The sequence below is a fragment of the Capsulimonas sp. genome (genome assembly GCF_039929585.1).
Lineage (GTDB): Bacteria > Armatimonadota > Armatimonadia > Armatimonadales > Capsulimonadaceae > Capsulimonas.
The window spans coordinates 35115-51236 of sequence record NZ_JBDSQY010000067.1; the positions used below are offsets into that span (position 1 = coordinate 35115).

The 16122-nt window shown below is 56.2% G+C and carries 11 protein-coding genes; all 11 read left to right on the forward strand.

The window, feature by feature from the left end; genetic code table 11:
* The first annotated feature begins 2 nt into the window (after positions 1–2).
* The 11 genes from ABIZ35_RS04555 (at position 3) to ABIZ35_RS04605 (ending at position 16000) form a co-directional block, all read left to right on the forward strand.
* On the forward strand, positions 3–2123 hold the full coding sequence (locus ABIZ35_RS04555; protein WP_348218682.1) for a glycoside hydrolase family 52 protein: 2121 nt from the start codon (positions 3–5) through the stop codon (positions 2121–2123).
* A gap of 16 nt (positions 2124–2139) precedes the next feature.
* Positions 2140–3507 carry a glycoside hydrolase family 43 protein gene (locus tag ABIZ35_RS04560; protein WP_348218683.1) on the forward strand — a complete coding sequence of 456 codons (1368 nt, stop codon included), beginning with the start codon at positions 2140–2142 and terminating at the stop codon, positions 3505–3507.
* Between the two features lie 79 nt (positions 3508–3586).
* The gene (locus ABIZ35_RS04565; protein WP_348218684.1) at positions 3587–4633 is read left to right on the forward strand and encodes a LacI family DNA-binding transcriptional regulator; all 1047 of its coding nucleotides are present in this window, start codon (positions 3587–3589) and stop codon (positions 4631–4633) included.
* Between the two features lie 423 nt (positions 4634–5056).
* Complete coding sequence (locus ABIZ35_RS04570) at positions 5057–6397, forward strand: substrate-binding domain-containing protein (RefSeq protein ID WP_348218694.1); 1341 nt, start codon at positions 5057–5059, stop codon at positions 6395–6397.
* A gap of 564 nt (positions 6398–6961) precedes the next feature.
* Positions 6962–7765, forward strand: coding sequence for a DUF1559 domain-containing protein (locus ABIZ35_RS04575; protein WP_348218685.1), 804 nt, complete (start codon positions 6962–6964; stop codon positions 7763–7765).
* Positions 7766–7779: 14 nt separating this feature from the next.
* Positions 7780–8085 (forward strand): hypothetical protein, encoded by a 306-nt coding sequence (locus ABIZ35_RS04580; RefSeq protein ID WP_348218686.1) that lies wholly within the window; start codon positions 7780–7782, stop codon positions 8083–8085.
* Positions 8086–8216: 131 nt separating this feature from the next.
* Positions 8217–9131 (forward strand): helix-turn-helix transcriptional regulator, encoded by a 915-nt coding sequence (locus ABIZ35_RS04585; RefSeq protein ID WP_348218687.1) that lies wholly within the window; start codon positions 8217–8219, stop codon positions 9129–9131.
* Between the two features lie 100 nt (positions 9132–9231).
* The gene (locus tag ABIZ35_RS04590; RefSeq protein ID WP_348218688.1) at positions 9232–10809 is read left to right on the forward strand and encodes a glycoside hydrolase family 5 protein; all 1578 of its coding nucleotides are present in this window, start codon (positions 9232–9234) and stop codon (positions 10807–10809) included.
* Positions 10810–11367: 558 nt separating this feature from the next.
* The gene (locus tag ABIZ35_RS04595; RefSeq protein ID WP_348218689.1) at positions 11368–12864 is read left to right on the forward strand and encodes a cellulase family glycosylhydrolase; all 1497 of its coding nucleotides are present in this window, start codon (positions 11368–11370) and stop codon (positions 12862–12864) included.
* A 465-nt stretch (positions 12865–13329) separates the two neighbouring features.
* On the forward strand, positions 13330–14037 hold the full coding sequence (locus tag ABIZ35_RS04600) for a hypothetical protein (RefSeq protein WP_348218690.1): 708 nt from the start codon (positions 13330–13332) through the stop codon (positions 14035–14037).
* Between the two features lie 184 nt (positions 14038–14221).
* Positions 14222–16000: a peptidylprolyl isomerase gene (locus ABIZ35_RS04605; RefSeq protein WP_348218691.1), complete on the forward strand. Its 1779-nt coding sequence runs from the start codon at positions 14222–14224 to the stop codon at positions 15998–16000.
* Positions 16001–16122: the final 122 nt, after the last annotated feature.

A 16122-nucleotide genomic window follows, 5' to 3' on the forward strand; every position in this document is an offset into this window, starting at 1 on the left:
CATTGCAAAACATCTTCTATAACGCGCATCACGCGCCTGTGGGGGCATTCGCCAGTTTCACGCTGGGCTTCCCAGGCGCATCGGGAGGCCTGGGCCTGGAGCTTGGCCGACCCGCCAATCAAAATGTCTATATCGGGGCCGAGAGCGCCGACCGATCATGCTATGAATTGTTTCCATTTTATCAGGCGGAGACGTCGCACGAAAGTGAGCGTTATGAAGCCGACGCCGCCAATGCCAAGCCGACCGGAGTTCATTTAGAGAGCTTCGCCAGAGATAAGATCCGCCGCGACTTTCAATTGGGTACGGACACGTGGTCCGCCGGCGACATCGACTTTCGCATCTACACCCACTCGCCAGAAATCCCCGATCCCAGGACGACGACGGCGGCCGAGATGCGGCGTGCGCTCGTTCCGGCGGTGCTTTGCGAATTGTCGGTCGACAATACGAAGGGAGACTCGCCCAGGCGAGCGTTTTTTGGATTCCAGGGCGACGATCCCTGCTCCGCGATGCGCTTATTGGAGACAGGAGCGGTGCGCGGGGTGGGGCAGGGGCGTCATATCGCCATCGCCGCCAGCGCTTCGGATGTTCAGTGCGGTCTCGGGTTCAGTCTGACGGATATTCTTGAGGAGCGGCCGGAGAATTACGATTTTGGCCTTGGAGTCGTCGGAGCTCTGCTGATGAACGTCCCCGCCGGCGAGCGGCGAACGTTTCGGTTTGCCGCCTGTTTCTATCGGGCCGGCGTCGTCACGTCGGGAATGGATTGCTCCTACTTCTACACCCATCTGTTTTCCGACATTGAAGACGTCGCCGCATACGCGCTGGAACATACGGACGAAATGATCGGCGCCTCCGAGAATGCGAACGCGCTGCTCGCGCATAGCTCCCTTTCGGACGACCAGCGCTTCATGCTGGCGCACGCCATTCATAGTTACTATGGAAATACCGAGATGCTGGATCGAGACGGCGAAGCGCTATGGATCGTCAATGAAGGCGAGTACCGCATGATGAACACCTTCGATCTCACGGTGGACCATCTTTTCTTCGAGCTGAAGAAGAATCCCTGGGTCGTGTGCAACGTGCTGGACCAGTTCGTCGATTCCTATAGTTATCGAGATGAAACGCACTTTCCGGGCGCCGCCGCCCGATACCCGGGCGGTCTCAGTTTCACGCACGATATGGGCATCGCCAATGTCTTCTCCCGCCCCGGCCGCTCCTGTTACGAGAAGAGCGGGCTGACGGGATGCTTTTCGCACATGACCCACGAGCAGCTGGTCAACTGGCTCTGCTGCGCCGCCACCTATGTCGAGTACACGGACGATCAAATATGGCTTCTGCGTCGCTTCCCGATCTTTGAGGAGTGCCTGCAAAGCCTTTTGAACCGCGATCATCCCGATCCCGAACAGCGCAACGGTCTGATGGGTTTGGACAGCAGCCGTACAGGGAACGGGGCCGAGATCACGACCTATGACAGTCTGGACGAATCACTTGGTCAGGCGCGCAACAATGTCTACATGGGTGTAAAAACCTGGGCGGCTTATGTGGCGCTGGAACGCCTCTTCGAGACGCAGGGACGCGCCGACCTGGCCAGAAGCGCGGGAGAACAGGCCGATCGGTGCGCGCGCACGATTGCCCGGTCAATGGACGACGGCTATATACCGGCGGTGATCAGCGAGGGGAATACCGCACGGATTATCCCCGCGATTGAAGGTCTGGTCTTCCCCTTTGTCTCCGGAAACCGTTCCGCTCTGGATCCTCAGGGGCGATATCGCGCCCTGATCGGCGCGCTCAAGGACCACTTCGAAAATGTGCTTCAGCCCGGCATCTGCCTCTTTCCCGAGGGTGGATGGAAACTCTCCTCCACCAGCGACAACTCGTGGCTGAGCAAGACCTACCTTGCGCAGCATGTCGCTCGGAGTGTGCTGGGACTGGACAGCGCCGCGATCACTGCGGACGCGGACGCCGCGCATGTGAAATGGCTGCTCCATCCGGAACTCAGCTACTGGGCTTGGAGCGATCAGATGATCGCCGGGCGCGCCATGGCGAGCCGGTATTACCCACGCGGCGTGACCGCCATACTATGGCTCAATGAAGAACGCCCCGCAGCCGAGATGCTACAAAGATAACCCAAGAGACTCATAAATGACAAAATCTCTGAGCAGGATCGCCACCGCCCTGTTATTCTCAGCGCTGGGAATATCGGCGTGCTTCGCGGATAACCCCATTATCCAAACTCGCTATACTGCGGATCCCGCGCCGATGGTGTATCACAACAAAGTCTATCTTTATACCGGTCACGATGAAGATGGCTCCACCTGGTTTACCATGAACAACTGGCGAGTTTTTTCCTCGTCCGACATGGTCAATTGGACGGATTGCGGATCGCCGCTGTCCTATCAAACATTCGCCTGGGCCAAAGGCGATGCATGGGCGGGCCAGTGCATCGAACGAACCGGTAAGTTTTACTGGTATGTCCCCGTCAAAATAGCCTCCGGCAGTATGGCGATCGGCGTCGCCGTCTCGGATAGACCGACGGGACCATTTAAAGACGCGCTCGGACATCCCTTGGTCGCTCATAGCTGGGGCGATATCGACCCGACTGTGTTTATCGACAATGACGGACAAGCCTATCTCTACTGGGGTAATCCCGCGCTTTATTATGTGAAGCTCAACAAGGACATGACGTCCTATGATGAAACCGTGGGCGTTGTCGCGGTTCCGCTGACACAAGAAAGCTTTGGGAAACGCACGGGAAACAAAGATAAGGCTACTTTGTATGAAGAGGGACCATGGTTTTACAAGCGAAACGGCCTGTACGCCATGGTCTACGCCGCCAGCGGTATCCCCGAGAATATCGCTTACGCCACCAGCCCCGGCCCGACGGGGCCCTGGACGTACAAAGGAATCATCATGCCGACCGAAGGCGGAAGCTTCACGAATCACCCCGGCGTCATCGACTTCAAAGGCAATTCCTACTTCTTTTATCACAACGGCGCCCTGCCGCGAGGAGGAGGCTTTACCCGTTCCGTATGCGTGGAGCAGTTCCAATATCACGGCGATGGTTCGTTCCCGACGATCAAAATGACAGGCGCCGGTGTCGTCCACGGCGTTGGTCATCTCGATCCTTATGTTCGAACGGAGTCGGAGACGATGGGCTGGGAAACCGGCGTGGAAACCGAGGATTGCAGCGAGGGCGGCGTTGATGTCTGCTCCATCGACAATGGCGACTCTATCAAGGTCAACAGCGTCAATTTTGGCTCCGGGGCAAAATCGTTCAGCGCCAGCGTCGCTTCCGAGACCAATGGGGGGACCATTGAAATCCACCTTGACAGTCTCACGGGGCCACTGGCGGGCGCCTGCGCCGTTTCCAGCACGGACGGCGCACAGAAATGGGTCACAAAATCCTGCAAAGTCAGCGGCGTCAAGGGAGTGCATGACCTGTATTTCAAGTTTACGGGTGACAGCGGCTCCCTGTTTCACTTCGATTGGTGGAAATTCAGCAAGAGATAAGGACTTAGACCCGATCTGCCATGGGCGTTTGCCGTAATGGGTACAATATTACTGCCGCAACGCCGATGCCGCCGTCATAATGTCAAAGAAAATCCCAACAATCAAAGATGTCGCAGCTCATGCCGGAGTAGGTATGATGACCGTCTCCCGTGTCTGCAACCCAAAGACAAACGGAACGGTTTCCGATGCGATGCGGCAAAGGGTTTTGCAGGCAATTAACGACCTTGGATATCAGCCCGATGTCCTAGCGCGATCACTCAGGCAGCGGCGTGTGGACACCATCGGCTTTTATAACGGTTATCGTGACATTTTCTCATTAACAGACGCCTTCGCGCGCGCTCTGTTTATTGGCTTACAAGACGCCTCCACAGAGCTCAAACAAGACTTATTAATATTCCATCCCTCCAAAACGCCGCAATCGCCAGCGGATATTGTCCGCGAGTTGAATACAAGCAAGGTAGACGGCGTAATTTTTCTGCCCGGCGACGAAGACGTGATACTTTCACAGTTGCTGAAAGCGTCACACCAGAATATTGTGACCATTGGCGAGGTTCTGCCTGGACTGCCGGCGATTACATCTCAGGATGAGATAGGCAGTCGTATGATCGCAGAACATCTTCATGAGAGAGGCCATCGCCATGTGCTCTACCGGCATCGGCGCGATCCCCTGCCGTCAGCGATACGCCGATATCATGGATTTTGTGCGACCGCCAAGGAACTCGCCCTACAAGTCACCACGACGCAAACGACTCTTCTGAATGATGAGGTGGATGCGAAGGAACAAGACCTCATCCGGAACGCCCATCGGCTAGGCGTCACGGCCATTGTCGGATGGCACGACTTCTCAGCCATGGCCGCTCTTTTGTTCTGCCGTCATATTGGTTTCAATATCCCCAGCGACATCGCCATCGCGGGATTCGACGCTCTGCCCCTCTCCGCTTGTCCCAGCGATGTCTCCTTAACCACAATCGATGCGGATTGGTCCGGGATTGCTCGCAGGGCAGTTGCATTTGTTGCGCAGGGTCAGTCCGCGGCCCTCTCTGACACGAGAGACACAGTGATTGACCATGATGGACAAGAGGAGATTCGCGTTGCTGGTCGCCTTCGCATCGGCAATACAGCATGACGCGACAATTGCGACCATCGGCCCAGGTGTAAATCGCCGGGACGGCGGCAGGCGTCTGCCCAGACACCATGGACGTTTTATTCCTTCCGCCGCTCCCACCCAAAACAATGGACAGGAGGATTGAATGTACTGCTTTTCAAGGACAATGTGCTTTCCGATCAAATCAGTATGCGCGGCGGGGAAATCCCATTCATCACACAAGTGATGGCGGTCGCCGACCCCTAGGGCGCGCTGACCACGGATCGCCTCTACCGTGAGGGGATGGGGATCGCCAAAGGCCATTGAGAATTTGGGCGAATGGGGATGGAACGCAATGGGATATCCAGTGCGTCGATGCGTTTATCCGCCCCTAACATAATGACGCCTCCATCGCTTCACGCGACCTACCGCCGCCGAGAGAAGAAAGAAGTTGACTGGAATATGATGATCGCGTGTCCGAACTGCGGTCGCCGCGACAAACAGGTAAAGGCCGGTATCGCAGGAGATGCCCAGCGATACAAGTGTGTATCGTGCGGCCGTCGATACGCCCTGAACGTCAGGCCCCGAAAGTATCCGAAGGCTATTCAGGATCGGGCGCTGGAGCTTCATGTAAGCGGCAAGTCGAACCGACAGATTGCCCGCGAGTTGTCGGTGAGCGCTCAGACCGTCGGGAACTGGATTCTCAATGCTCCGCCAGCGAACACGGCCACACCAGCGCCGCCTCCTACAGAGCCCGTAGTCAAATCGCGGGTCACAATTGCAGACGTCGCCCGGCATGCAGGCGTGTCAACGTCGACGATATCCAACTATCTTAACGACAAAGGCCGAATGAGTCCGACGACGCGACTTCGTATCGAAGACGCAATGAAGGAACTATACTTCACACCCAATGCGCTTGTCCGAGCAATTCGAGATCGACGCACGCACACGCTTGGCTTGGTGACTTACGGGATTTACGACTTAGAGCACCACGTTGAGAGGTCCATCGTTGCTCCAATGCTTGGAGCAATCAACCGAGCTGCGGACAATGCAGGTTATGACGTTCTTCTTTATACGGGCTGGCCGCACCGCTCGCGCAGCCATACTGGCTCTGATTTTGTCAACGGGCAGATCGATGGCCTGCTGTGGATGTCGCCACCGCCATATCATCCGCAAATTCGATTTGCGGCGGCCTCTGGCCTGCCGGTGATCGCGATAATGTCGCGAAGAGTGCCAAACGGCGTCGGCTATGTGGTAGCCGACAACGCCTACGGCATGCACGAAACCATAAATTACTTGTTGGGTCGCGGACACACTCGAATCGCTTACCTGGGAGCAAAGGGAATATCGGACTTTATCGACCGTGGCGCCGGCTATCGCGAGGGACTGGCGACTGCGGGCATCGCCTATGATCCTGAGATCGAAGCGAGCGAGCTTAAGTGGGAGCAATGGTCAGTGGAGGCCGTCGCCTTAGTGCTACAGCGATGGATGCAGATGAAAGAACGTCCAACCGCTATTGTAACAGTCGACGACCTCCTCGCCGAATACGCAATCGACTGGATACGCGGATACGGCTTGAGAGTGCCGGAGGACATTGCTGTCACCGGTTTCAACGGACTACCGACCACCGAGACACTCTGCGGGGGAATAACAACAGTACGGCAGCCGTTTAGCGAAATCGGCAGGATCGCAGTGGAGCGCCTTAATGCGATGATCTCAGGCGCACCGGTGTCCGAATGCCGAATCACGGTTCCCGTCAGCTTGGTGATTCGCTCTTCGACGGAACGGCAAACCGAACATCCATAGCCATTCGCCTCTTTTCGCATTATATCCCTAATTAGCCACCCATAATCCCTCCGTCTCCTTAATTTGATTCCTTGGGGCTAAAAACGTCTTCTGGCTTCGGCTGCTGCCCCCCGTCAATCAGAGTGCTGATTGATTAGTTCAGCCGGCAACGCCGGAGAATGGGGCGTCCGTGTGGCGAAACAGCCTATCTCTATATCCTTATCTAGACATTCCAAAGTCGTGTGTGTCCATAAAATGACACTCTTGCACTGTCAAACCCACCTAATTATGCTCTTGCACTCTCGCAAACGATTACCACACTCATCCCAAAAAGAGTAGATTAAGGCTGTTAGACAGTAGCGAGCTTCTGAACTCCTCCCGTTTATCAGATTTCTCCAAGCCTATTGACAAGTTGAGAGCCTCGTGATATACTGACCCCAGAGTTGATTAACTTGATACACCAAAGTCTACGGCAAAAGGGATGGAGGTGTATATAAAAGGAGCCCCCGGTACTATACCGGTCCTTTTTATATTCTAATGGATACTTTTGCAATATACTGGATACTTTTACAAGGAAAAAGCTAAATGAAGAAAAATTCATTCCAATCAGGTTTCACCCTGATCGAACTGCTCGTTGTCATAGCAATCATCGCTATTCTTGCCGCGATCCTGTTCCCCGTCTTCGCTCAAGCACGTGAGAAGGCCCGGCAGGCGTCCTGCCTCTCCAACATGAAGCAGCTTGGCCTTGCCACCATGCAATACGTCCAAGACAACGACGAAGCGTATCCACTGGCCGTCATGCCCGATGGCACTAGCTGGACATTGACTATCCTGCCTTATATCAAGACGTTGAACGTATTTATGTGCCCCGACGACTCAAAGGCGGGACGGGCTCCTGCGGCACAAAGCTGGCAAGGCGTTTGGTCTTCATATGGAGCCAATACGTTTCTTACCTTTCCTTCGGGGAAAGCAACGAACGCCGGTGTGTTTGCGAAAACCGATTGGTGGGGGCCAGTTCAAAGTAACCCTGTTATACTAAGCCTTATTACAAGTCCATCGTCGACGATTATGATCTACGAGGCCCATGCCGACGTTTTGGATAATGCGGGTTACATCCCAAACGCATCGTCGTTCGGCTATTGCTCATATATGGACGGGTTTTCGTGGGATGCAAACGGTGGCACGCTTCCAGGATCATGCGTCGCGGCCTCGAACTGCACCGGCAAATACCCCAACACACCTAACGGAGCGGTCACACCAACGCACGCAGACAGGGCGAATTTCCTCTATTGCGATGGGCATGTTAAGGCGGTGCTTCCGATCAAGACCACCGATCCGTCGAACCCGAACAACCTCAATAATTTGAACCAATGGTACAATCAGCAGTAGAAGTAGACCGATCTTTGCCGTCGATGACCTGGTCATCGGCGGCAATTTGGAAAAATGAAATGATCAAAATTGTCAATATTGTTGCTGTCGTAATGATGCTTGCGTCGTTGATTTCCATGTGTGCAGGCTGCTCGAAATCCGGCTCGCAGGATCAGGGCGATTTAACCAAGCAGTCATTTTATGGCCGTAAACCGACCGCGGCCGAATTGGCGGCAACGCGTGTGGGCAGTCCTCCTCCGGCGTCCGCACAAGCCGAAATTGACGCCGCCAGAGCCAGGGCGGATGCACAGCGACCTCAGCCGCCAGCGGGAAACCGGTAATGGGCGTCGCGGTGATTGGCGAGCTTGAACGCCAGTCGACAAATCTGCTATTCGAGTTCTAAACATCGGCGCAATCGAGCAATATCGGGGGCAGGCGGGCGCAAAGCATACCGAGTGATGACAGGAAAGCCATGAAACGTATTGTTGAAACCCGCGCCTCCGTAGGTTCTGTCGCCAAAGTCGTATTCCGTCGGGCAGTCACTCTGCATCAAGTCATCTCCCGGCGCACGACGATCGTCATCGTACGCCGAGGAACGATGGAAGTCGCACACAATGGCAAAATGTGCTGCGCCCGCCATGAGCATATGATCGTCATTCCCGCCGGCATGGCTTTCGACATTACCTACCGGCCAGACGAGGATTCTCGGTTTGCCGCCGATTGGCTGATTCCCTATCTGGCGGAGGATCAGGACAATGCGCCGCCAGAGGATATGGCGGCGTCGCAATGGCTGCCCCGTCCGATTGATGCTGGCGGGACCCAGTTCCGGCAGTCTCTCGACTGTGTGATCAAGGCCATCAAGGAGCCGAAGGAATTGCCGGATGTGATTGCGATCCATCACGTGCAGGAACTCATGCTCTGGATCAAGCTGAATGGCGGATGCGTCCGCGCGGCGCCTGCCAGTTCAGAATCGTCCCGGATCTGGTATATTCTCGCTGCTGATCCCATGCGAGACTGGAACCCTTTTGAGGTCGCGGATCGGATCGGGATGTCGCCGTCTTGTCTGCGGATCCGGCTCTTTGAGGAAAGAACGTCATTCGTACGACTGCTTCACGAGGTTCGAATGGGGCATGCGCTATCGGAGATTGTCGCGACTAACCGACCAATCCACACGATTGCAAGCGAGATCGGTTATCGATGCACAGCCCATTTCAGCGGCCGTTTTTATGAGCGTTATGGCCTCCGTCCCGGAGATGCGCGAGGCCACGATCGTTCGCTTCGATCGGGAGCCGCTTCTTCGCGAAGGATTCCCGCACCGGCTCTCGTCCTAAGCGGGACGCATCAAGCTGGAGTCGCTGGGCGCGATGGGGCGCTGGCGCCAACGTGAATGTAGCGCGCTGCGGCCAGAATAATTCACTCTTTCAGGTACTCTTTAATCCGAGAGCTAGGCGTCAAATATTACTCGGGTTATTGGGAAAAGTGAAGCAATGAAGTTTTGTTCTATCAGCACGCGCAACCTCCGCCCCTTGATCGCAGCCGGCAGTGCGATTTCGGGACTTCTGATGCCTTCCACCGCGTTCGCACAGTTGCCGACGCCGACTTATGGGTGGAATCTCGGAAATACGATGGAGCCGCCCTGCGGCGTCGGCTGCTGGGGTGGAACGCCCAGCCAGGGGCTGATCAATGCGGTCGGGAATGCTGGGTTCAACACCGTTCGCATTCCGTGCGCGTGGGACAGTCACGCCGATCAAAAGACCTATCAGATCGACGCCGCCTATATGGCGCAGGTCAAGCAGGTGGTCGATTGGTGTTATGCCCGAGGGCTGACCGTCATCGTCAACGATCACTGGGATGGCGGATGGCTGGAAAACCATCTGACGGGCGCGGTGGATCCCAAGATCAACGCCAAGATGAAGTCCTACTGGACACAGATCGCGGCCACCTTCGCCGGTTATGATCACCGGCTGCTGTTTGCCGCCGCCAATGAGCCGAGTGTGAAGACCGCCGAGCAAATGTCCGAATTGATGACCTATTACCAGACGTTCGTCGACGCGGTTCGCGCCGGAGGTAGCAATAACAATGCTCGCTGGCTTGTGGTTCAGGGGCCGACCGCCGATATTGATGCGACCAGTTCGTTGATGAATACCCTGCCGAAGGACCCGACGCCTCGCCGTCTGATGGTGGAAATACACTTTTACGGCCCGTATCAGTTCTGCCTGATGGATAGCGATCAGTCCTGGGGCAAGATGTTCTACTTCTGGGGGCAGGGCTATCATTCCGCCACGCTTCCCTCGCGCAACGCCACCTGGGGTGAAGAAGCTGTTGTAGACGCGCAGTTCCAAAAAATGTACGATAAGTTCGCCAGCAAGGGCATCCCTGTCATCGTGGGCGAACTCCGCGCCGAACCGCGCAAAGCAAACCAGGAGCTGGACGGAGCGAACTTGGAGCTGAACCATGCCGCGACGACGTACTGGAACAAGTACGTCGTCGATTCCGCACAGAGCCACGGACTGTCTCCGATCTGCTGGGACACTCCTGGATCGATTTTCGATTTCAAAAACGGCGTGGTCCTTGACCCAGCCGCCGCACGCTCAATGACGGGGGGCTCCGCTGTTCCACCTCCCGGCGGGGACGGCGCGCAGTATTGTTTTGAACTGAGCAAGCAGGGAGTGACATCGAGCGGGAAGTCAATCACGGACATCGCCCTGTCTACCGCACGTAAGTACGCTGGTTCGCAGTCGCTGGCGTTGAGCTTCAGTGGCGCCGCAAGCTCGTCGTCAGTCTCGGTCGCAGCGCCGTCTACGCCGGCAGGCAAAAAGATCACGTTCCGTGTCTGGATCCCGAAGGGGAGCAAGATCAGTGCGGTCCAGCCGTATGCGATAGACCGCAACCGGGTTCGGACGGGAACCTCGAAGCCGATCAAAAACCTTAAGACAAACGCCTGGAACACCCTCACCGTAACCGTGCCGTCGAAGGCCGCCACGCCGCTTCAGCAATGCGGCGTGCAGTTCACTGCCAGCGCGCAATGGACAGGAACCTGCTATGTCGATTCGATCAGCTGGTAACTCGCCAGCTGATCGAGTCGATATCGCAACCGAGAAGACCCATTACGGATTTTACAATTTATTCTAAAAGAAATTATCGCAATGCTAGTAACACATACCGCGTGCCCGCCAACGTCATCACTCTCGGTGGAGCACCGGACGGCGCTGGCTGGTGACCGGAGAAAGGAGATTGGAGCATTCCCTAGTGGCAAATCTGGCAGGTTAACGATGTCAAGAACATCTTGATGTTCTTCCGAAACCAGCAGCTCCCCAGCAATGATGTGGGCCTGCTGGCGATCATGAACTGGCGCAATTCGCACGGACTGTTGCAAAACGTCAGCTTCAGGATCTTCTCGTTTCGTGTCGAGGTCACTTCTATCGGCAGAAGGCAGCCACTATGTCTACGGTACATGGACGTATCGGCGGACGCCTTACCCAGCGAATCCTCGAACACATTTACTAGATCAAAGTTTACGCGGACCTTTTTGTGAGGTCATCGGTTGAACTGAAATTAGAAAGCTGTCTATGAAGACCTGCACACTCAAATCTAAAATTGCATCTGTTGCTACAATTGCAGTATTGATAACTGTTCCGACTGCCGCATTCGCGCAGCTGCCAAATCCGAGCTACGGATGGAATCTCGGCAATACGATGGAAGCGACCTGCGGGGTCGGCTGCTGGAGCCCTCAGCCGACACAGGCGCTGATCAACTCCGTGGGAAACGCTGGGTTCAACACCGTCCGCATCCCCTGCGCCTGGGACACGCACGCCAACCAGTCCACTTACCAGATTGACGCCACCTATATGGCGCAAGTCAAGCAAGTCGTCGATTGGTGCTACGCCCGGGGGCTGACCGTCATCATCAACGATCACTGGGACGGCGGCTGGCTGGAAAACCACTTAACAGGAACGGTGAATTCCACGCTCAACGCCAAGATGAATTCGTACTGGGGGCAGATCGCGACCACCTTCGCTGGTTATGACAGTCATCTACTCTTTGCCGCCGCCAACGAACCCAGTGTCGGCAATGCCGCCCAGATGTCCGAACTGATGACCTACTATCAGACGTTCGTCAACGTGGTTCGCAGCAAGGGCGGCAACAACAGCTCTCGCTGGCTGGTCGTCCAGGGACCGAGCACCGACATCGATACGACCGACACGCTGATGAACTCGCTGCCGTCAGACCCGACTCCTGGCCGCATGATAGTGGAAGTCCACTTCTACTCGCCCTTCCAATTCTGCCTGATGACCAGCGATGAGTGGTGGGGCAACATGTTCTACTTCTGGGGACAGGGCTATCACTCCACCACAAATACCGCACACAACGCGACTTCGGGTGAAGAAAGTTATTTGGACGCCGAGTTCCAGAAGATGCAGAACAAGTTCACCAGCAGGGGTGTTCCCGTAATCATCGGCGAGTTCCGCGCCTCGCTCAGAAGCGGTTTATCCGAGCCGGACAAGAGCCTCAATCGCGCCTCGTCGACGTACTGGGATAAGTATGTCGTGACTTCCGCCCACCGCCACGGCATGGCGCCTATCTGCTGGGATACTCCAGGGCAGCTCTTCGACTGGACCACGGGCGCCGTTCAGGACCAAGGCCAGGCCAGCGCGCTGACGGGCGGATTGGCGCTTCCGCCTCCGACCAACACCCTGATCCCGAACGGAACCTACACCATTGTCGGCGTCCAGAGCGGCAAGGCTCTCGACGATCCGGGATGGTCCACAACGAATGGGACGCAGATGGACATATGGGCCGTCAACGGCGGCAACAATCAGAAGTGGACCCTCACCAATCTGGGCAACAACGTCGTCAAGTTGATCAACGTCTTCAGTGGCCAGGCTCTCGAGGTCAATGGATGGTCTGGTTCGGACGGCGGGGTGGTTGATCAGTGGACATCGAGCGGTCAAGCGAACCAGCAGTGGGTCGTATGCCCCTTTACCCCGGGCGTCTACAACCTGAAGAACGTTAACAGCGGCAAAGTCCTGGAAGTGTACGGCGCCAGTACCGCCAATGGCGCGAATGTCGACCAGTGGACCGTAGGCGAGGGCGCGCACCAGCAGTGGAAGTTCCAGTAGATTGGAGCAGGCTCTTCAAAAGCGGGTAGACATATAATTGTCGAGAAAGCCCCATATGGATGCGGCGGCGCACATCGGCATTCGCGCCATCCGAGCGGCGTTGAAATCTATCGAGATGAGGAATGAATAATACGAGGGGGAGGGAATATTAAAGTCTATTGGCTTCAATTGAAATACAGATAAAAATGGGTTTCAGTGTGTTATAGAGCAGCCCAAATCGCTCGCTGTAACATGCTTCACAAGAGGAGATGCTTAATGAAATTCGCCGAGTTCAAGGTCTCAACCTTCCCCCAAGCGCCCTCTCCGACTCACGGACCACTGGCTGTGCCGGGTGGTCGGCAGACCGGCTCGAAGTAATAGTACGCGTGGGAGTTTAAACGCTAGTAATGCCATACAGAATGGCGTTTCAAGGTGCGGTGTTCCGGAATTGGCCGGCGCCGTTGTTTCGAAGATCCAAAGAGGACAATGATGTTGAAGATGAATTTGCGGTCTGTTTGTGGGGCGATTCCCCTCGTGGCGGCCATGGTGAGCATGGCGGCTCCGGCGCATGCCTGGAACTACTCTTCTAGCGGGCAGTGGGCCAGCGTCAACTATGGGAGCTGGACCGTGTACCAGAATGAGTGGGGATCTTCGGCTTCCTGCATGTTGTACGCCAACAACGCCAATAACTGGGCTTCCGCCGCAAGCTACTCGGGTGGCGGCACCAAAGGCTACCCACATGTACAATCACAGGTTATTAACCAGGATATTTACAGCAGTTGGTTTGTATCCGGATTTAATGTAAGCCCCCCAACATCCGGCGTCAACCTGTATACTTACATGTATGACATGTGGACAAGTAACCTGCAAGACGAGCTCATTGTCGTTGAGCATTCCACCAATAGTGGAAACTGGGGAACCCAGATCGCTTCCAATCAAACCATTGGGGGCAGATTTTACTCATCTGTTTGGCAAGCAAGTAACGGCGCTAACAATGTGATTATTTTTAGCGGCGCCAGCAGCCGAGATAGCGGCAATGAAGACTGTAACGCTTACTTCAAGTGGGCTTCCCAGGCCGGTAAGTTGCACAACAACACTCTGCGGGAAGTCTCCTTTGGAGTCGAACCGACATCGACGAATGGATGGCAGCAGTTCACTACTAATAGTTTCTGGGGCAGCTGGGGCCATAATTAGCGGCCTGAGCACCCGAGACGCCTACTTCTGGCGCTGCTGCCGTTAACCGGCGGCAGCAGCGGATATAGTCCTCGCACGGCGCTTGGGACTCCATTTCCAAGCGCCGCGCATCCGTTCCGTAGATCTCCGCAATGATGATCGGCTGCCGGAGCCGAAGGGATTAGTACTGTTGAGAAATGCAACCTTGGCCGCGAGATCCGCGGTAATTGCCGTCGCGTCGTTATGTGCCGTCGCGGCCGCCGGCGCCCTTATTAAGCACGAGTTCGTCTCCAAGCGACACGCCGCATCCATTCGCTCAGAGGGCGCCCGCCCTTCCGGGGTAGCGGCGACTGTCGATGGCGAAAACATCTTACTGTCGAATGTCGCCGATGTGGCCATGCGCAAGTCCGGCCCGGCGATACTCGACCAACTGATTGGCAACGCCCTGATCGACCAGGAGGCGCGGAAGGACAATATCGCGGTCTCCCAAGCAGACATCGATGCCCGAGTCGCCAATGTGCGCGCCATGATGAAGCCCCGGATCCTTGAGGATGAACTGAAACAGCATGACATGTCTCTGGGCGCCATGCGCGACGATTTACGGATCGAAATGGAAGCCGAAAGACTCGCATCGAGCCTCCTGCCGCATGTGAAGATGCGCCACGTCCGCGAGATACTGGTACGGGTTCGGCCTCAAGGCGCCGCGCCGAGCCAGGGAGATTCGATGCATAGCGCGGCCGAGGCGAAAGGGATCGTTGTGGCAATAGAGCGGGACTTGAAAGCCGGGACCAGGTTCGAGGATCTCGCGAAGCGATACTCCGACGACGCCGCAAACAAACAAAAAGGCGGCGACATCGGCGTCGTGGCCGATGTTCCGAATTCGGCCAGCGATTCCTCCGCCCAAATGTTGTGCGCCCAACCGGCCGTGTTTCGCGCCATGTTCGCTCTCAAGCCAGGAACTGTGACCTTGCCGCCCGTAACCAGTGCATTCGGATACCATTTCCTGCTGGTTGTCAGCTCCGCCGAGGCTCATTCGGCGTCTGAGAAGGAGCTGTATGCCGTGGCGACGGCCCGGGTTAGAGAGGGGCAGTTCAAGGTTTATACTCCCAAGTTCGTTCAGTCACTTAAAGACAAGGCTAATGTCGAGACCTATCTCGGGACGTACGAGTCCGGGCCGCCTGGAATTGCCGCCTCCGTGAACGGCCAGAACATCACGGTATCGCAAGTATCGGATCTGGCGACGCGGCTCGCCGGACCACCCGTGCTCGACGATATGGTCACCAACGTCGTGGTGCAGCACGAGGCCGCAAAGCAGAATGTCGTGGTCGCGCCCGCCGAAGTCGACGCCGCCCTGAGTGAAATACGCAACAACATCAAGCCGAGAACGCTGAGTGATCTCCTCAACCAGAGCCATGAGACGATGGCTGAGTTTCGAACGTCTCAAATGTACCGGCTGCTCGCCGGCAAGCTGCTTGTGAAATCGATTGGCCCCCAGACGTCGGCGCATGCCAAACAAATCCTCATCTTGACGCGAGGCGCGGCGGCGTCGCGCATACCGGGCGCCAGGCCGCATACCGAATCGGACGCGCTCGCCATTGTGGCGAAAATCCAGGAGAGGCTCGGAAACGGCAGGACGTTCGAAGATCTGGCAAGGCAATACTCCGAAGATCCGGCTTCCAAGAAGGCCGGTGGCGACCTCGGGATCATCCAACAATCCAACTGCGCCTTCGGGCCGAACGTACTCGCGGCGGCGCAGGCATTGAAGCCGGGTGGGATTACGGCTAGCCCGGTGAAATCGGATTATGGCTTCCATCTCATCAAGGCCGTATCGACGAGATCGAGCCATCCCCAGGCCGAGAACGGACTGTATGCGGCCGCGCAAAAGAGCTTTGAGGAGGCCGAGATGCAAATGTTCCTGCACGGATATCTCAAGTCATTGCGCGGGCGTAGCAAGGTGATCAATTACTTGCAGCCCGATCAGTGACAACTCCACGCTGATAAATCAGCGGGCTTCTACGCTTCCACGGAAGCGAGGCTCTGTTGTCCCAGAGCCAAAATATTGACAGCGGCATTGGTATCGCGATCCAAGGAAAGTCCGCACATCGG